This is a genomic window from Vibrio sp. 10N.261.55.C5 (assembly GCF_041470505.1).
GTDB classification, from domain to species: domain Bacteria; phylum Pseudomonadota; class Gammaproteobacteria; order Enterobacterales; family Vibrionaceae; genus Vibrio; species Vibrio crassostreae_C.
Map to the genome: position 1 here is coordinate 1 of NZ_JBFRMS010000048.1, position 16,793 is coordinate 16,793.

Consider the following 16,793-nt stretch of genomic DNA (forward strand, 5'->3'; position numbering starts at 1 on the left):
TGGGTTCATGGGGCGTTTACAGTAGAGCGTTAACTTTCAATTTTTCTACTTCGCATAATTCGAAGGAAACAGTGCTCGTTTCGCTTCTTCATCACGTTCGGTTTTAAACTCAATGCCTTTGCCGATTTCGCGAGCACGCAGTGCAGCAGGGCGAGTGTTGATTGCGTTAAACCAGCGCTTCAAGTTCGGGTAAGGTTCTAAGCCTTCTTCACCAAGCACGACTGGTGCTTTGTCAATCCAACCCCATGCAGCGACATCGACAATGGTGTACTCATTTCCTACGATAAATTCACGACCTTCCATATGCTTCTCTAACACTTCGTAGTGACGTTGTGCTTCACGTAGGTATCGGTTCACAGCGTAGTCTAAGCCTGCTGGTGCAGCATGGCGGAAGTGTACCGATTGGCCTGAATATGGACCAAGGCCACTCGCGATAAACATCATCCAAGAGAGTAGTTCAGCTCTGTCTTCTGGCTGACCGCCAAGCTTGCCTGTTTTCTCTGAGAGATACAGAAGGATAGCGTTAGAGTCGAATACACGTTGTCCTTCATCTTCAATCGCAGGCGTTTTGCCATTTGGATTGATTAAACGATATTCCGGTGAATGCTGCTCACCCTTTAAGGTATCGACAGGAACAAGTTCAAAATCTAGGCCTGTCTCTTCCAAAAACAGAGCGATCTTCATTGGGTTTGGTGTTTGGTGAAAATAGAACTTAAGCATGGGGTAACTCCTTGTATTGGTAATTTATTAAAGCACCACTTGAACGATCGTTCAATGGTTGATTTTGAATTATTTGAAGATCTTCTGACTCGCATTCCAACTCTATGTGTTGAAGACCTCGTTATTTGAGCGAGGGGTAAAATCGCGCGATTCAGTGTGTTGGATTTTAAGTTGTTGAAAAAATGAGCTTAAAGTGGTTTTTTTGATTCGTTGCTTTATGCGGAGTTCGGATTTGTGATGGGTGGTTTTTGGCGGGATAGGGCGTATGAAATCCGCAGTCAGATATTCCAACAAAAACGTTGAGCACTGGTTCAAACCAGAATTATCTGGATGCACAGGCTTATTGGTAAGTTCAAAATCGTGATATGCTGCCACACCTTATGCAACAAATGAATATAAACGTTAGAGATTAAGGTGTGCTTCACGGTTTTTTAATCTTGGCGGCTTACATTGGTGAGCAAATCTGATGTGAACACTTAACGACACAGGATCTTTCCATGAAAAAGAACATTATCGCCCTCGCTCTTGGTGGCATGCTCGCTTTTGGCGCAACACCTTATTCTTTTGCTGCTAACGATGGCGCAGTACAGGCTTCAGCGGATTACGCGCAGTTGGTGACTAAGCGACAAGTTGTCGACCAATTACTTCTTGATGCGTTGCAGGCGTTTAAGTCTCCGGCAAGAATTTCACACGCGGGCTTCACGGCTAAAATGCCAAGCAACATGGAAATTGTGACTAACCGATTGTTAGAAGCGTACCAGCTAGAACCTTACCGTACTGACTTGTTGATCTCGGCAGCGAACGCTCAGATCTACAACAAGAATGCGGAGCGCGCTATTGAGTTGTTTGAACAAGCACTGACGGTTGCGCCAGACGATGTTGATCTTCACGCTTACCTTGCGGTTTGGCAGAGATTTGAAGGCAATGATAGTGAATCCAACAAGCACATGGAGAAACTGGAAAGCCTGAATAAGGGCCAAGCAGAAGACATCAAACGTATTTTTGCAACGGTCGACCGCGTGTTAGAAACACCGCTGAAAGAGTCTGCAGATAAGGGGCTGTTGAGCGACCACGGTGCCATAGTCACTTTGGGCTACGCACTTAACCCTGATGGTTCTATGCATCAAATCTTGATCGAACGTCTTGAGACAACGTTGGCGATGTCTAAAGCGAACCCAGATGCGATGATCGTGTTAACGGGTGGCGTGCCCAAGAACCACAAGACTGAAGGTAAGTTAATGGCGGATTGGCTTATCGAGAAAGGGGTAAGCAAAGATCGCATCATCGAAGAGAATTACGCGACCAGCACGGTAGGCAATGCCTTATTCAGTAGCTACGCACTTGCTCGCCATGATATTAAGCACGCGACCATTATTAGCTCGGCAAGCCATGTTCGTCGTGGTCAAACTCTGTTTGAAATCGCTAGCTGGCAAACCGGCCCTCAGGGCATTACTTTTGATACGGTTTCTTACCCAGACAAGCCACTCGCAGATCTTAAGAAGGCGAGTGATGGTGAGCTACTAGGTATCTACCGAGATGCGCTTAGAACCTATGGTATGTGGAGCTACCGCTCTTACCCATTAGAGTCTCGCTAGGCTTAGGGTTACTTCACAGTAGGCAAAGTATAAGTTGCTAGTGCAATCGAGCACAGCTAGATGGTATGCTGTGCTCCTACTTAATTTAGTGTTTCAAAGGCAAAAAAATGAACCCGATTTTAGCAATGTTGAAAGAGAACAATATTAGCGACGAGCAGATCAGCGAGCTATTCAAGACGTTGACCGAGAACCCTCTTGCAGCAATGGCGACGATCAGCCAACTTGGCTTACCACAAGATAAACTTCAAATGCTGATGGGCCAGGTAATGCAAAACCCTGCGCTAATCAAAGAAGCAGTTGAAGAGCTTGGCCTAGATTTTTCTAAGGTTGAAGCCGCTAAAGAGCAACTTCAAAAATAATAGAGTCTGAATGAGCGATTTTGTTAGGAAGTGATAGCCGATTCGGTTAACTGTTCTTGAGATTGCGAATTAGACTTGAGTAAAAAGCCGTTTGAGTATCAATACTTAAACGGCTTTTTTGATCCGACTTAGAAAGGCTAGAAAGAGATACGACAAAAATACTAGTCCGATGTGACTCCCTCGCTTAAATCATGTAATTTCTTTTTAACACTCATGTTTCAATAAACTGAATTCCGGCGTTGCTCATGAAATCTAGCCTAAGCATTCGATCTTACACCAAGCAATTTAATACTCATGCCCATGATGGCTACCATCAACTCGTGCTGCCTATTCAAGGGAGTATTAGTATTGAAATGGTGGGATATGTCGGCAAGGTGGCCGTAGGCGAATGTGTGGTGATTCCGGTAACCACAGCACATGCGTTTAAAGCGGACGAAGCAGCGCGGTTTATTGTCGCGGATATGGCTGTGTTGCCTCAGCATTTGTTAGAGCACGAGCTCTCGGTTTTCACGATAACGCCACCTTTGATGAGCTTCTTGTTGTTTGTTGAGAAGCAGCTGGAATATCAGGTCGATAGCGGTATTGAGTCATCCATCTTGGATGTGTTTTCACTGCTGTTAGAGCAACAACAAGTGAGCAAGAGCATCGACCCAAGAATCCGCGCTGTACAAAGGCTGATAGCGGATAATTACACACAACCATTATCCATTTCGCAACTTGCAGAAACGGCTTGTTTGAGCCCCACTCAATTCAAAAAACGCTTCAAAGAGTGCCTGGGGATCAGTGCGCTTAAATACATCACTCGCTATCGTATGGAGAAAGCCCAAGCCTTGTTAACTCATACCGATTTACCGGTTCAATTGATTGCTGAAAATGTGGGCTATAGTGATGTGTCTGCTTTCAGTCGTCGCTTCTCTCAGCACTTTGGCATGTCTCCAAGGGCGTTTCTAGGCTCAATGAAAGACAGTCTTTAGAAACAACAATAGCGTCCTTTCGGCAAACTCAACTTAGTATATGTTCACTATTATCTATTTCAGAAATGAAAATAGACTAGGTAATAGAAATGAATCTTGCCATCAATCGCGTTAACGAATTCCAAACGGGCACTTTAGCCATCGTGTTTGCTTCTGTTTTATGGGGCACGACAGGCACCGCCGCAAGCTTTGCGCCTGATCTCAGCCCATTAGCGATTGGTGCTTTTTCAATGGGCGTCGGCGGCTTAATGCAAGCAGTCTTGGCGTATCGAAAGATCTTATCTTCACTTGATAAGCTTTTGCTCAACAAAAAGTTGTTAGCGGCGAGTGCGCTGGCTTTGGCGATCTATCCTCTGGCTTTTTACTCTTCGATGAAGTTATCGGGTGTCGCAATGGGCACAGTGGTGTCGATAGCTACTGCTCCTTTCTTTTCTGCACTTTTAGAGTGTCTTATTAGCAAAAAGAATAATATCAACAAACGTTGGTTAACGAGCTTTGCCATTGGCGTGGTTGGTATTGGGCTACTGGTATTTTCAGAATCATCATCAGCGAATGATTCTGGTGACGATCTGAAGCTTTTGGGCATTGGATTAGGGTTGATTGCTGGGTTGTGTTACGCCATTTATTCATGGGCGACAAAAGCTCTGATAGACGAAGGCATTAAGTCGCAAGCAGCGATGGGCAGCATATTTGGGCTAGGAGCGATGTTGCTACTGCCAACGCTTTGGTTTACGGGGGATAACTTGTTCGCATCGAATACCAATATATTGGTGGTGAGTTACTTGGTGTTACTTCCTCAATGTTTAGGCTATATCGCTTTCAGTTTTGGGCTACGCCATGTCACAGCGAGTAGCGCCAACTTGATTACCTTACTTGAGCCAGTCGTTGCCGCCGTGTTGGCCGTGTGTATTGTGGGTGAGCTTATTCCATTGGTTGGATGGCTAGGTATGTTCTTGATAGTGATGTGTTTATTCATCCAATCTCAGCCAACTAAAAAGCCATTATAAGTATTAGTTAAAACGGGATTAATTGAATTAAATTCATGCGTGATTCTTATAATTGAATAAAATGAGTATCTCAGTTGCGAGAGTGCTGTTACTATCGTTATCAATAGTCGGGGGGCATATACCTTAGTTGGTGTTTGCTGAGATCGTTATTCGAGACCCGTTGAACCTGATTCAGTTAACACTGGCGTAGGGAACTATAAGCACTCGATCTGCGTCTGCACCCATGAAAACTTTCATGTGTTTATTGCGACTTCTCCTTCGATCGGTGTTCGTTCTCCTACGTCTTGTAAGATAGTAGGAGCGACAATGACACACAGTTCTAATTCAAAAGATTTAACGCCCAAAGCCTCAGTTTCACAGCACTCTGCTGAAGGTTCGATTCGAACGAACACTCCGATTGTATTGACGATCGCAGGCTCAGACAGTGGCGGCGGTGCTGGTATCCAAGCGGATATTAAAGCCATGTCGGCTACAGGTAGCTTCGCTTGTTCGGTGATTACCGCTATCACTTCGCAAAACACCCAAGGCGTGTCAGCCATTTTTCCAATCCCACTTGAGCATGTCGCTAGTCAGTTAGATGCAGTGTTTACCGATCTCAATATCGTGGCAGTCAAAGTCGGCATGTTGGCGGATTCTCAAATCATCAAAGTCGTTGCCGACAAAATTAAGCAGTACCAACCTAAACACTTAGTGATTGACCCTGTCATGGTGGCGACCAGTGGTGACCTTCTTCTAGAGAACTCAGCCATTACCACGCTAAAACAAGAACTGATTCCGCTCGCAGACATCATTACGCCTAACTTGCCGGAAGGCGCAGCACTAACGGGCAAAGCTGTGCCTGAAAGCGAAGCCGAAATGCAGGATATGATTGAAGACCTGCGTGCACTAGGTGCTAAAGCCGTTCTTCTCAAAGGCGGTCATTTAGAGAAGGATGAGAACAGTAACGACTTACTGATTCTGCCAACCACGTCTGCTTTGATTAGTGCGAAGCGTTTTCCTACCAAAAACACCCACGGTACGGGTTGTACGCTTTCATCTGCTATTGCTTCTTTCTTAGCGCAAGGCAACACGCTGTCAGAGGCTGTTGAGCTAGGCAAACAATACATTTCGCGCGCGATTGCTCATGCTGATGAGTTGCAAGTCGGCCAAGGTCATGGGCCCGTAAATCACTTCTTCGCTGGGCACGGGAATGTCCGTTAATACGGTGGGTGTTCAGCTCAGCAATGCCTCTTTACGTTATAACGACAGTGAGCACGCAACCTTATCGGGATTGTCGCTTAGCTTAAACGCAGGTAAGTGGACGGTATTGCTAGGTCGAAGTGGCTGCGGGAAAACCACGGTATTGCGTTATCTGGCAGGCTTGTTGGACGACAAGGTGGAGTGGCAGGGAACATTGACAACCTCTGATGAATTGCCTTTAACGGATCGCATCGCTTACATGGCGCAGCAGGATTTGTTACTGCCGTGGCTGTCGGTTATCGACAATGTATGTCTGAGTCATCGTTTTCAAAATTCAGCTTCTGACAAAGCACTGCAAACCAATCAAGCACTCGAGTTGCTCGCTGCGGTTGGTTTGGCTGATTATGCGAATGCGATGCCGGATCAGTTGTCTGGTGGTATGCGTCAACGTGTCGCTTTGGCTCGAACTTTAATGCAAGACAAGCCAGTGGTGCTGATGGATGAGCCATTCTCTGCGCTGGATGCGGTAACGAGACACAAACTACAGAGCTTAGCGTGTGAGCTGTTGAGAGATAAAACCGTCGTGTTGATCACCCATGATCCACAAGAAGCGGTGCGTTTGGCGGACAATTTGTATGTGTTGCAAGGCACACCGGCGAACGCTCAGTCTTTATCTGTGCCTCTCACTGCCACACCAAGAGTGTTAGATGGTGAGTGTGCTGAGTTACAACAAGCGATCTTAGATCAGCTGGAGCGTGACTATGAATGATCTAACGCGGAGCGAAGCTGTGGCTCGTTCAACTAACACACAGATCACAACTACACGTCCTCGTCAGATGAATCCCGTTATGCGTTTGGTTATCAGCAGTGCTGTGATTCTCGGTTTATGGCAGTTAGTTGTGGTTGTCTTCGAGATGCCGAGCTTCATTCTGCCAGAGCCTGCAGAAGTCTTTATTAAACTATTCGAACGCTACGATGTGTTACTCAAACACACTTGGGTGACTGCGCAAGAGATCTTACTTGGCTTGTTACTCGGTTTGTCGATGGGGCTATTTTTCGCCCTGCAGATGTTGATGTTCGAACCACTAAAACGCTGGCTGTTACCTATCTTAATCGCTAGTCAAGCGATCCCTGTGTTTGCGATTGCTCCAGTATTGATGCTGTGGCTTGGTTACGGCATCGCCTCAAAAGTGGTGATGGCGGCGATCATTATCTTCTTCCCAGTAACCACTTGTTGTTACGACGGCTTACGTAATACTCCGACAGGCTATCTCGATCTTGCCAAAACGATGGGTGCATCGAAATGGCAATTGCTGCGTTATATCCAACTGCCTGCTGCGCTGCCAACATTAGCGTCTGGCATTCGTGTGGCTGTGGTTATTGCCCCAATTGGCGCGGTCGTCGGGGAGTGGGTGGGTTCGAGTGAAGGGCTGGGTTATCTAATGCTACAGGCCAACGCGCGAATGATCATTGATGAGATGTTTGCTGCCTTGTTCATCTTGGCGGTGCTGTCTATCTCGCTCTACTTCATCACAGACAAGTTACTCAAAAAAGCTATCCCTTGGGAGAACCAGTGATGGTTCGATAACACTTGTTTAATAAAGCTTCGCTCACGCTATTTATCTAAACAAAACTTCGTTAAAAATTAGCTCTATAAACACAATAATAATATTCAAAAGGAAAGGTTAACCGTGAAAAATACAAAATTGATAGGTGCAGTGGCACTGCTTGCTTCATTGGTTTCAGGTCATGCTCTAGCGGACTCTGAACAAAAGAAACTGACATTGATGTTGGATTGGTTTGTAAACCCGAACCACGGCCCGATTGTGATCGCTCAAGAGCGTGGCTACTTTGCTGACCAAGGCTTAGACATTGAAATTCAAGAACCAGCAGACCCAAGCACACCTGCAAAACTGGTTGCTGCAGGTAAGGTTGATTTAGCGGTAACTTACCAACCAAGCTTAACCATGGATGTGGCAGCGGGTCTTCCTTTAGTTCGTGCATCAACCCTTATCGCGACGCCACTGAACACACTAATGGTACTGGATAACGGCAAGAACGATTCGCTAGCGGATCTTAAAGGTAAAAAAATCGGTATTGCGATTGCTGGCAACGAAGAAGCGACTATCGGTACTATGTTAGCGCAAGAAAACGTTGCTTTTACAGATGTGCAAACCATCAATGTTGGTTGGGCACTTTCATCTTCATTGGCATCTGGCAAGGTAGACGCAATCTGGGGTGGCTTACGTAACTTCGAAACTAACCAGTTAGCTCTTGAAGGCTTTAAAGCCAAAGCGTTTTTCCCTGAAGAGCACGGTGTGCCTGCTTACGACGAGCTTATCTTTGTTGCGAACGCAAAGAAACACGACGACGAAGCAATCAAAGCCTTCAACAAAGCATTGGAACAAGCAACGACTTACATTGTGAACCACCCACAAGAGTCATGGAGTGAGTTTGTGGCGTATTCACCAGATACGTTGAATAACGAGCTTAACCAACGCGCATGGAACGACACATTGACTCGCTTTGCACTTCGCCCTTCTGCTGTAGATATGAAGCGTTACGACGATTACGCACAGTTCATGTTCGACAAAGGTATTATCAAATCACTACCAAAAGCCGCTGACTACGTACCGACTTTTGACTAAGGAATCTCATGAAATACCAAGACTTAATCCAAGCCTGTCAACAAGATTGGCAAGACTACACCGAGCATGATTTTGTTAAAACGCTGGCAAACGGCACACTCGCTCAGCCGTGTTTTCTGCATTACTTGAAGCAAGATTTTCTGTTTTTAAAGCAGTATGCCCGCGCTTATGCATTGGCAATTTACAAGGCTAAAACCTTGGCTGATATGCGTCGTGCACTGCCAAGTGTTCATGCGTTGCTAGATTCTGAAATCTCTCACCATGTGACTTACTGTGGTCAGTGGGGTTTAACCGAATCGGATTTAGAAAACGAACCTGAAGATTTCGGCACTGTTGCCTACACGCGCTACGTTCTAGATGCGGGTATGACGGGTGATCTTGTCGACTTATATGCGGCACTGGCTCCGTGTTCAATCGGTTATGCCGTGATTGGTAAAGCGCTGTTAGAAAGCAGTGATACTGTTTTGGAAGGCAACCCATACGCAAGCTGGCTGCAACTGTATGGCAGTGAAGAGTTCCAATCTGGCGTAGCAACGGGCGCGGAATACTTCAATCAGTTGCTTGCTGAAATTGATATCAACAGCGAACGCGGTCAGAACATCGTTCATATCTTCAAAACCGCAACGCGTATGGAAGTGGCTTTTTGGCAGCAAGGGCTGAACGCTCTTGATGATTCAACAGCGGCTTAAAAGCGACTTTCACGAATAAGGATTTACCCATGCTTACTGAACAAATTATTCAATCGCTACGCGCAGTACGAGAGCAAAAACCACTGGTTGTGAACATCACTAACTATGTAGTGATGAACAACACGGCCAACGCGTTATTGGCGATTGGCGCTTCGCCTATTATGGCGCACTCGCAACAAGAACTGGCAGAGATGATGTCTTTCTCTGGTGCTTTGGTGATTAACATCGGCACGCTCGACAGTGTTTGGACGCCAAGAATGTGTTTTGCTGTTGAGCAAGCGAACGCGAACAACAAGGTTGTGGTTCTTGACCCTGTGGGTTGTGGGGCAAGTACGTTGCGTACCGAGACTTCTCGTGAAATTGCACGCTTAGCCGATAAGTTGATCATTCGTGGTAACGCGTCTGAGATTATCGCGTTAGCGGGCGAACAAGCGCAGAGCAAAGGCGTTGATGCGCTTGATAGCAGTGATGCTGCGTTAGGTGCTGCACAGTGCTTAGTGGCTGAATACGGTGCAAATGTGGTGATATCTGGTGAGACAGATTACGTTGTCACCAAAGACAGCGTGGTGACGTTAAACAATGGACACCAAATGATGCCGTATGTGACGGGTATGGGGTGTACTTTAACTGCATTGACGGGTGCTTTCGCGGCTGTTGGTGATGATAGTGGTTTAGCTGCAGCAGCGGTATTAGGCGTGGTTGGTGAAATCGCGGCTGAAAACTCTCGCGGCCCAGGTAGCTTGCAAATTAACTTGCTTGATGAGTTGTATCAGTTAGACGAAGAGACTCTGATTCAACGCTTGAAGATTCAGTAGGGCTAATCTAACTCTAAGCCACAAGTTAGAGTTAGATTAACTTAAAAAAGCCCCCGACACTTATGTGTAGGGGGCTTTTTATTACTGGTTTGGAACTGTGTCAGCTGTGTATAGACTGGCTGGCTAGGTTCTAAATCGGTTAACTTGGCTCTCTAGGTGATGAGCAACCTCGGTTAAGTCGCTCGCTGCACCTGAAATGCTGCTTACCGACTCTTGGTTGCTTTGAGCAATAGTGTTTGCACCTTGCGCGTTTTCACCCAGTGATTTGGTAAGACGATCCTGCTCATCAACCGACACCGCGATTTGGCTGTTGGCTTGGTTCAGATCTTGGATGTGTTGATTAATCACATGTAAGTTCTGAGAAGCTTGCTGCGCCTGCGTTGAAGCGTCTGAAACCGTGCTGTGGCTCTCTTTGATAGACTCTAACGCATCTTTAGCGCCACGTTGTAGTGAGGTGATGAGCTCATCAATCTGGCTAGCAGAGTCTTGGGTACGTTTAGCGAGCGTTCTTACTTCATCGGCTACTACTGCAAATCCGCGACCTTGTTCACCTGCGCGCGCAGCTTCAATAGCCGCATTCAATGCCAACAGGTTGGTCTGCTCAGAAACGCCTTTGATTACTTCAAGAATGGCACCAATGTTCATCGACTCTTTGTGTAGGTCAGTCACTTTCTGGCTGCTGACCTGCATGCTTTCATCGGCGCTGCCAATTTCATGCAGTGTTTTGTCTACTTCTTTGAGTCCCATCGCCACATTCTCGGTTGCTTGGTTAGCAACTTGAGACGCGTGGTTAGCACTTGCAGCAATTTCTGATGTGCTGGAAGCCAATTGATCAACGGCAGAAGAGATATTTATCATCTCGCTATTCAATTGTGTTGCGTTGGTCGAGCTGTTATTGGTCACTTGATTGAGTGACTCCGACATCTCACCAATACGCACGCTAGAACGGTTCACTTGGCCAACAATATCGCGCAGAGATTCAATGGTGATCTCCATATTAGTCAGCAGTTCGCCAATCTCATTTTTGCTCTCAATGTTCACTTCCACATTCAGGTTGCCCTGAGAAAGCTCGTTGGTGATCTGTTTAACTTGTGCGATGCCTTTAGTAATAGAGCGAGTCACCAACACGGCGCTCGTCATGCCAATAACTAAAGCCACACCCGTCAGCAATATGATGATTTGAATCGAGCGCTTTTCGCTGGCTTGCAGTTCTGGTGTTAATGCTTGTTTCTGTTGTTCTAGAATGCTCTGAGCATCAGCTACCGAAATCGCTAAGCTGTCACCAATAGAGGCGAGGGTAGCGGTTCTTTGCGTGTTCTCAATCATCTGTTGATGAACTTGCTCAAAGCCTTTCGCGTACGCTTCCCGTTGGTTAGAGAAATCTTCAATCAATTCACTTTGATAAGGAGATGATTTAAGAGATTCAATATCGCCTTCTATACCTGGCAGAGCATATTCAAAAATGTCTTTACCCGCTTCATAGGTTTTGAGGTCGTTGTTGTTTGAGTAACTCAGCACTGTGATCTTGGCTGCGAGGAAGTTCTCCATCAACATGCCTGCGTATAAGCTCGCGTTTGGATCATTGTTATTGTAAGACTCATACAATAAGCTCTGAGCCGCTTTCAGTGCGTTGGTTTCTCGTGTGACCATCTCCACGTTCACTAACTGGTCAATGAGCAGTTGGCTCTGTTTCATTGATCCATAAGCCGCATCAAAAGCTGCAACGCTGTCTTGCACTAATTGCAGGCTCGACAAGCTATCAGTATTGGTGGTGGTTTGGATTAAGTTGTTCAGCAGTTCATCAATCGCAAGTTTGCTCGATTGATAATTCGCTTCGTATTGATCATCCAATGACTCTAAGTAACGTTCAGAAGCTAAACGCATCTGAAGAAAGTGCACTTGAATGTTGCCTGACAATGTCGCCTTGTGGCTGAGGTCACTGTACTGGCTAAAGCCGTTCGACAAGGTTTGAATACCTTTGTAACTCACAAGGCCTGAAATGACGAAAAAGAGCAAGCAGATGGCATAACCCAGCTTGATCTTGAGCGCTATAGAAAGGTGACGCATAACTATCCCTATATTTACCTGATTCCTTCATAGGGGAGTATTTCATAAAACAGCATTCTGGGCATGCTAAAGCGAATAGTTTGTGTAATAAGTAACGCTTTTGTTAGAAAAATCGGGTTTTTCGACATGCTTTCAACGAGTTGCGTATTTGAATTCAACCGCCTAACTTAAGGAATTAAGTGCTAACTTCCATGCATAGGATGTGATTTGTCGGTAAAATGGCAGAAAACCAATTTTAGAAATCGACTTCAAAGGTACGCGATGAACCCTTATAAACTTTATCTGGTGACTGACGACCAACAAGATCTAGAAACGCTTAAATTCGTGGTTGAACAAGCGGTTGCTGGTGGCGTCACTATGGTTCAAGTAAGAGAAAAACATGGGGACGTAAGAGCGTTCATTGAGCGTGCAGAGGCCGTTAAATCGGTTTTAGCTGGAACGGGTGTGCCGCTGATCATTAATGATCGAGTCGATGTGGCATTAGCCGTTGATGCCGATGGTTTGCATCTGGGGCAATCGGATATGCCCGCAGAGTTAGCACGTAAGCTGATTGGTTCAGACAAGATTCTTGGGTTATCAATTGAAACTGAACAGCAGCTACAACAAGCAGATAGTTTGCCGATTGATTACATTGGCCTTAGTGCGCTGTTTGCGACACCGACCAAGACAAACCTCAAGAAACACTGGGGTTACGAAGGTATTCAAATGGCGTTAGAAACGACCAAGCTTCCGATTGTGGGTATCGGTGGAATCAACGAGTCGAACATTCCGCAGTTGGTTAACACAGGTATTCATGGATTAGCCTTGGTCTCAGCGATATGTCACGCTGAAAGCCCAAAACAAGCGACGCAGGATTTGTTGTTTTTGATGGGAGAGTGAGTTTGTGGTGGCTAGAAAACAAATGAGACTCGTCATTTGTTTTCTAGTTAGAGCGCATTAAAGCGCTCGATGCAGTAGCCAGTAAAATTTGTGGTCTAACTTACTGAATACACAGAGCAACCGTGCCGATGACCATAAGAACGATCGCAGCGTACCAACCGTATTGTGCTGTTTTATCAGCAACAAACACCTTAATGTAGTTGAGCTCTTCATGTGCCATTGCGATGAAGTCCGTGTAGTTAATCGATAACTCACGGCTAGCTTCTTTCAAGTCTTGCTGAAGTTTGTTGAAAGCCTCATCGATGAAGCCTTTTGTTTCTGAAACAGACGGAGTAGCAACCAAAGTTAAGCTATTCCAAACTGCCATACGCGATTCATATTCGCTTTCACTGACACAATTAAGTACGCGTAAATCATACTCTCGTTTGTTACGCTCTTTGCCCATTTTCTCAGGGCAAATATTTCTTAAAACGTTCACGACAAATTTTCCAAAAGGTTCATTTAGATATAAAAAAGCACTCGAAGAGGGCTCATAAACTGGGTGCGAATCAATATTCAAAAAGTGATCTATTTGAAACCGATATAAGCAACGGCAAGGCTGAGCGCTTATCTGGGAGATTTGAAGTTGGGTCAGTGGTGTTAAAGAGCGATTTGGGTTTGTCGATATCAGTTTGATAAGACAAACCCTTTGGGATCGCATACTAGTTATGTCACTTTGGGATATCAACTAGGGTGTTTTATCCACACGACAAAGAAAATTATCGGCACGAAAAGCGGAAATGAGGTAGTGCTGGAGAAAACACCACCGTTATTGACTTAGGATTCAGTTGCTGAAATAGGCTGAACTCAAGAATTGGGGGAGGCTAGTTGGCTTGCCATTGATTGTTCTCTAATGAGTGGCCTTTTAGTTTTTCAAGTAAACTTGTTAACACTGGCCCATTGATGTGGCTGCGAGACACCAAACAACCCACTGGAGTAATCCAACCACCATGCTCGTGTGCCACTGGCAGTGCTACGAGATCGCCTTTTTGAATGCCTTCCATCACCATCATCTCGGGCACATTTGCCCAACCCACGTTTTGTTCAACGAGATCAACAATGTTCTTGTGGTTGTTCGCATACCAACGCATCGAGCTAATACCATAGGTGAACCACAGTTCGCGCTGCTTTGAGCTGCGATGCACACATTGGCGATAGCGCTTGAGGTCTGAGTCTTGTACTACCGACATTTGGCTGAGTTCGTGAGTGGCAGAGCTAACGGTTAGGAAACGCGCTTGGCCCAGTAAGAAGAAGTCCATATCCACTTTAAGTTCACCATCCGCATAGATGATGCCAATCTGTGCTTTTCCGCGTCTTACTAGGTCTTCAACATCAAAGGTTGAGGTGGTAATGATATCGAAGTGTGTGATTGGAAATTGATCGGCGAGTGAGCTGATTATCTTAATAAAGTTCTTATCTATGATGCTTTCATCAACCGCAATGATCAGTTCGTGCTCATCTTCTTGGGTCAGCGATTCTACTTTTTGATCGAAGTACTTTTGCTGGTCAAGAATGGACTTAGCCACAGGCAATAACGCTTTACCTTTGCTGGTTAAAACGGGGATGTTTTTCTCTCGGTTAAACAGCTCTTGGTCAATGGCAATTTCGAGGTTGGCTATCGATTGGCTTACCCCAGACTGAGCGCGTTTCAGTTTGCGAGCGGCGGCAGAGAAAGAGCCACTTTCACACACCGTGACGAAGACTTTTAGTTGCTCAAAACTGTACATGTTATCTCTCGCTCAATACAAAATGGGGTACTTATACTTAAGCTATCACTAAACGTGATGGCTGTTAACTTTCTCTTATTGTTTTCGGTGACATAATTTCGGTAAGTCCACCATGTTATAAATTGCTATAGGAATGTATGAGTACGTTAGAGAGAGTTTTCCACTCGGTGTTGTTTGAAGTATTGGCCGTCACACTGTCAATTATAGGTTTAGCGATATTTACTGATCACGATGTGAATGCCTTATCAGGAACCATGATAGTTGTTGCGACTATCGCGATGATTTGGAACTACTGTTTTAACCGTATTTTTGATCGTTATTTCACGGGTGAAAAATCAAAGCGTTCGCTCAAATTACGTGTTTTTCATGTCGTGCTATTTGAGGCTGGCTTGTTGATCGCGACAATCCCTGTGATGGCATACTTACTTAACGTGGGGTTATGGCAAGCATTTTTGATGGACATCGGCGTGACCATTTTTATTACCATTTACGCGTTTGTGTTTAATCTGATTTATGACCATGTTCGAGCATTCTGGGTACGCAGAGGGGAGCTAGCCGTTCAGTAATCTACCAAGTCAGTAAACACGAGCTTGGCCACTAACCGTTTGTTTATTCGTTATTTTGACGGAGATATTCGGTTAGTAGGCCTAGGTAACCCGGCACTGGTTGGCATTAAAAGTGGCGGTCTCGAATCTTTTCAATCTCTTCCGCTTAATAGTTAGTGTAACCCTATGCACTTATTGTTCGATATGTAATTTGAATTTGTATGTGTCGTAAAATGGTAAATATCTTAATTAAAACTTAGCCATCATAGTCATTCGCCCATCACCAGAGCAAACTATGAACAAGTTAAGTTATGACCGAAAAATGCCGCTATACGTGGTGTCTGCACTTGTCCTCAATATGGCATTTAGCTTGTGGTTGCTGAGTATTGCTTCTACGCCAGCCATGTTTTTTTCGGTGTGTGCGTTGTTTTTACTTAGCACTCTTATTACCGCACGCCTTTATCGACATGAAATGGCTCAAAGCAAGAATAACTTGTCGGAAGCGATCATTGATGGTGTCGCAGGTTTTATTGTCCTCGATAGTCAATTGAGGGTCATACAAGTGAATCAACAATTCTCTCGGGTTTCAGGTTATGCCTTTGACCAAGTCGAATCTCGTCCGATTTCTGATCTCTGTTTTATGAATAACAGCAGCCTAATCACGACCATTACTCGCTCACTGAAGGAAAACCAGAGATGGAAAGGTGAGTTGAGTGGCGTCAGTCGACTTGGTGAGCAGTTTACCGTAAACGTTGTGGTGGAAAAGCTAACTGAAATTCTGCCGCACAATAACAAGTACGTGGTGACCTTTACGGATATTAGCCGACGCAAGATATTGGAGCGTCGATTAAGAATGCTGGTGGAAACGGATTCACTGACAGGGTGCTGGAATCGACGCCGCTTTGATAACGACTTAAAACATTATTCTAACCTGGCAGAGCGTTATGGTTACACACATTCCTGTTTTGCGTTAGTGCATGTGTTTTTCCCTGAGCCTAAATCGGCGTTCTCTGGCTTCGCTGCTGCGCCACTCGAAAAGAAACAGCGTTGGTATGCGGCCTTTAGAGCGATGATTATCTCCTATCCAGTGGTGTGTTTTTTCTTTATTTTTCAAATATCTGAAGCTTTGCTGACAATGATGTTCATTGCGTTGTTATCGTTGATGATTACGTCAGAGAAGTCGATAAAGTTGAGCGCTTTTCTGGTGATAAGTAACGGTATCGGGGGATTGCTGGCGATTGCTGCTTTTTCAATTCTTTCTATAGTACCCAACATTGTCTTCTATTCTTTGTTTATAGGACTTATTGCCATTCTTATGGCTACCAAGATCTACACGGTTCCCGAAAAAGCACCTATTTTCGCCACTGCATTTAGTACTTTGCTCGTACTTGTTGGTAGCACATTGATGAGCTCCGGTGATATCGATAGCAACACCCTTATACGCATATTCCAATTAGTGTTAATTGGGATATATATGATTTTGGCTTCTCTATTCCTAGAAACACGGAATTGGAAGTTCCTACAAAATCAGCCTTAATTTTGTCTAACAA

The 16,793-nt window shown here is 45.1% G+C and carries 16 protein-coding genes, 2 pseudogenes and 1 riboswitch; of the genes and pseudogenes, 14 read left to right on the forward strand and 4 right to left on the reverse strand.

Annotated elements, in window-relative coordinates; translation table 11 throughout:
* Positions 1-45: 45 nt before the first annotated feature.
* Complete coding sequence (locus tag AB4263_RS16805; RefSeq protein WP_102333929.1) at positions 46-720, reverse strand: glutathione S-transferase family protein; 675 nt, start codon at positions 718-720, stop codon at positions 46-48.
* A 497-nt stretch (positions 721-1,217) separates the two neighbouring features.
* Here AB4263_RS16805 and AB4263_RS16810 point away from each other — a divergent pair, with 497 nt between their 5' ends.
* The 10 genes from AB4263_RS16810 to thiM all read left to right on the forward strand — a co-directional run bounded on the left by AB4263_RS16810 (position 1,218) and on the right by thiM (position 9,986).
* Positions 1,218-2,315 (forward strand): ElyC/SanA/YdcF family protein, encoded by a 1,098-nt coding sequence (locus tag AB4263_RS16810; protein ID WP_372098576.1) that lies wholly within the window; start codon positions 1,218-1,220, stop codon positions 2,313-2,315.
* A gap of 107 nt (positions 2,316-2,422) precedes the next feature.
* Positions 2,423-2,674 carry a DUF2999 family protein gene (locus AB4263_RS16815; RefSeq protein ID WP_004731647.1) on the forward strand — a complete coding sequence of 84 codons (252 nt, stop codon included), beginning with the start codon at positions 2,423-2,425 and terminating at the stop codon, positions 2,672-2,674.
* Positions 2,675-2,919: 245 nt separating this feature from the next.
* A complete protein-coding gene (locus tag AB4263_RS16820) occupies positions 2,920-3,648 on the forward strand; it encodes an AraC family transcriptional regulator (RefSeq protein WP_102394459.1) in 729 nt (242 codons plus the stop codon).
* Between the two features lie 89 nt (positions 3,649-3,737).
* The gene (locus tag AB4263_RS16825) at positions 3,738-4,655 is read left to right on the forward strand and encodes a DMT family transporter (RefSeq protein ID WP_017061917.1); all 918 of its coding nucleotides are present in this window, start codon (positions 3,738-3,740) and stop codon (positions 4,653-4,655) included.
* A 98-nt stretch (positions 4,656-4,753) separates the two neighbouring features.
* Positions 4,754-4,865, forward strand: a riboswitch (TPP riboswitch).
* Positions 4,866-4,961: 96 nt separating this feature from the next.
* Positions 4,962-5,855: a bifunctional hydroxymethylpyrimidine kinase/phosphomethylpyrimidine kinase gene (gene thiD / locus AB4263_RS16830; RefSeq protein WP_372098577.1), complete on the forward strand. Its 894-nt coding sequence runs from the start codon at positions 4,962-4,964 to the stop codon at positions 5,853-5,855.
* Positions 5,845-6,603 carry an ABC transporter ATP-binding protein gene (locus tag AB4263_RS16835; protein ID WP_102428984.1) on the forward strand — a complete coding sequence of 253 codons (759 nt, stop codon included), beginning with the start codon at positions 5,845-5,847 and terminating at the stop codon, positions 6,601-6,603. The genes thiD and AB4263_RS16835 overlap by 11 nt, the downstream gene beginning before the upstream one ends.
* On the forward strand, positions 6,596-7,411 hold the full coding sequence (locus tag AB4263_RS16840) for an ABC transporter permease (protein WP_136978322.1): 816 nt from the start codon (positions 6,596-6,598) through the stop codon (positions 7,409-7,411). Before AB4263_RS16835 ends, AB4263_RS16840 begins: the two co-directional genes overlap by 8 nt.
* 114 nt (positions 7,412-7,525) lie before the next feature.
* Entirely contained in the window at positions 7,526-8,482 is a 957-nt protein-coding gene (locus AB4263_RS16845) for an ABC transporter substrate-binding protein (protein ID WP_108203193.1), read from the forward strand.
* An 8-nt stretch (positions 8,483-8,490) separates the two neighbouring features.
* Positions 8,491-9,171, forward strand: coding sequence for a thiaminase II (gene tenA, locus AB4263_RS16850; RefSeq protein WP_017061912.1), 681 nt, complete (start codon positions 8,491-8,493; stop codon positions 9,169-9,171).
* Between the two features lie 29 nt (positions 9,172-9,200).
* Positions 9,201-9,986, forward strand: a complete 786-nt coding sequence (thiM, locus tag AB4263_RS16855; protein WP_017064406.1) for a hydroxyethylthiazole kinase — start codon at positions 9,201-9,203, stop codon at positions 9,984-9,986.
* Between the two features lie 123 nt (positions 9,987-10,109).
* Here the strand turns inward: thiM and AB4263_RS16860 are convergent, their stop codons facing one another.
* Positions 10,110-12,053, reverse strand: a complete 1,944-nt coding sequence (locus tag AB4263_RS16860) for a methyl-accepting chemotaxis protein (RefSeq protein WP_017071986.1) — start codon at positions 12,051-12,053, stop codon at positions 10,110-10,112.
* A gap of 261 nt (positions 12,054-12,314) precedes the next feature.
* On the opposite strand from AB4263_RS16860, the gene thiE reads away from it, so the two are divergent.
* The gene (gene thiE / locus AB4263_RS16865) at positions 12,315-12,932 is read left to right on the forward strand and encodes a thiamine phosphate synthase (RefSeq protein WP_372098578.1); all 618 of its coding nucleotides are present in this window, start codon (positions 12,315-12,317) and stop codon (positions 12,930-12,932) included.
* A gap of 100 nt (positions 12,933-13,032) precedes the next feature.
* On the opposite strand, the gene AB4263_RS16870 is transcribed toward thiE, so the two are convergent.
* Together AB4263_RS16870 and AB4263_RS16875 are read right to left on the reverse strand one after the other, a co-directional pair.
* Complete coding sequence (locus AB4263_RS16870; RefSeq protein WP_372098594.1) at positions 13,033-13,377, reverse strand: thiamine-phosphate diphosphorylase; 345 nt, start codon at positions 13,375-13,377, stop codon at positions 13,033-13,035.
* A gap of 418 nt (positions 13,378-13,795) precedes the next feature.
* On the reverse strand, positions 13,796-14,698 hold the full coding sequence (locus AB4263_RS16875; protein WP_372098579.1) for a LysR family transcriptional regulator: 903 nt from the start codon (positions 14,696-14,698) through the stop codon (positions 13,796-13,798).
* A 137-nt stretch (positions 14,699-14,835) separates the two neighbouring features.
* Between AB4263_RS16875 and AB4263_RS16880 the strand changes: the two genes are divergently transcribed.
* The 3 genes and pseudogenes from AB4263_RS16880 to AB4263_RS16890 all read left to right on the forward strand — a co-directional run.
* Entirely contained in the window at positions 14,836-15,264 is a 429-nt protein-coding gene (locus tag AB4263_RS16880) for a PACE efflux transporter (RefSeq protein ID WP_017066716.1), read from the forward strand.
* 274 nt (positions 15,265-15,538) lie between these two features.
* A pseudogene (locus tag AB4263_RS16885) lies at positions 15,539-16,219 on the forward strand (PAS domain S-box protein); the annotation flags it as partial.
* Positions 16,208-16,780 (forward strand): annotated as a pseudogene (locus AB4263_RS16890) (hypothetical protein); the annotation flags it as partial. The pseudogenes AB4263_RS16885 and AB4263_RS16890, both read left to right, overlap by 12 nt.
* Between the last annotated feature and the right edge of the window lie 13 nt (positions 16,781-16,793).

Excerpts from the sequence above, each read along its gene's own strand:
- AB4263_RS16805 (WP_102333929.1), bottom strand. The coding sequence starts at position 720 with ATGCTTAAGTTCTATTTTCACCAAACACCAAACCCAATGAAGATCGCT.
- AB4263_RS16810 (WP_372098576.1), top strand. The coding sequence starts at position 1,218 with ATGAAAAAGAACATTATCGCCCTCGCTCTTGGTGGCATGCTCGCTTTT.
- AB4263_RS16815 (WP_004731647.1), top strand. The coding sequence starts at position 2,423 with ATGAACCCGATTTTAGCAATGTTGAAAGAGAACAATATTAGCGACGAG.
- AB4263_RS16820 (WP_102394459.1), top strand. The coding sequence starts at position 2,920 with ATGAAATCTAGCCTAAGCATTCGATCTTACACCAAGCAATTTAATACT.
- AB4263_RS16825 (WP_017061917.1), top strand. The coding sequence starts at position 3,738 with ATGAATCTTGCCATCAATCGCGTTAACGAATTCCAAACGGGCACTTTA.
- thiD (WP_372098577.1), top strand. The coding sequence starts at position 4,962 with ATGACACACAGTTCTAATTCAAAAGATTTAACGCCCAAAGCCTCAGTT.
- AB4263_RS16835 (WP_102428984.1), top strand. The coding sequence starts at position 5,845 with ATGTCCGTTAATACGGTGGGTGTTCAGCTCAGCAATGCCTCTTTACGT.
- AB4263_RS16840 (WP_136978322.1), top strand. The coding sequence starts at position 6,596 with ATGAATGATCTAACGCGGAGCGAAGCTGTGGCTCGTTCAACTAACACA.
- tenA (WP_017061912.1), top strand. The coding sequence starts at position 8,491 with ATGAAATACCAAGACTTAATCCAAGCCTGTCAACAAGATTGGCAAGAC.
- thiM (WP_017064406.1), top strand. The coding sequence starts at position 9,201 with ATGCTTACTGAACAAATTATTCAATCGCTACGCGCAGTACGAGAGCAA.
- AB4263_RS16860 (WP_017071986.1), bottom strand. The coding sequence starts at position 12,053 with ATGCGTCACCTTTCTATAGCGCTCAAGATCAAGCTGGGTTATGCCATC.
- thiE (WP_372098578.1), top strand. The coding sequence starts at position 12,315 with ATGAACCCTTATAAACTTTATCTGGTGACTGACGACCAACAAGATCTA.
- AB4263_RS16870 (WP_372098594.1), bottom strand. The coding sequence starts at position 13,377 with ATGGGCAAAGAGCGTAACAAACGAGAGTATGATTTACGCGTACTTAAT.
- AB4263_RS16875 (WP_372098579.1), bottom strand. The coding sequence starts at position 14,698 with ATGTACAGTTTTGAGCAACTAAAAGTCTTCGTCACGGTGTGTGAAAGT.
- AB4263_RS16880 (WP_017066716.1), top strand. The coding sequence starts at position 14,836 with ATGAGTACGTTAGAGAGAGTTTTCCACTCGGTGTTGTTTGAAGTATTG.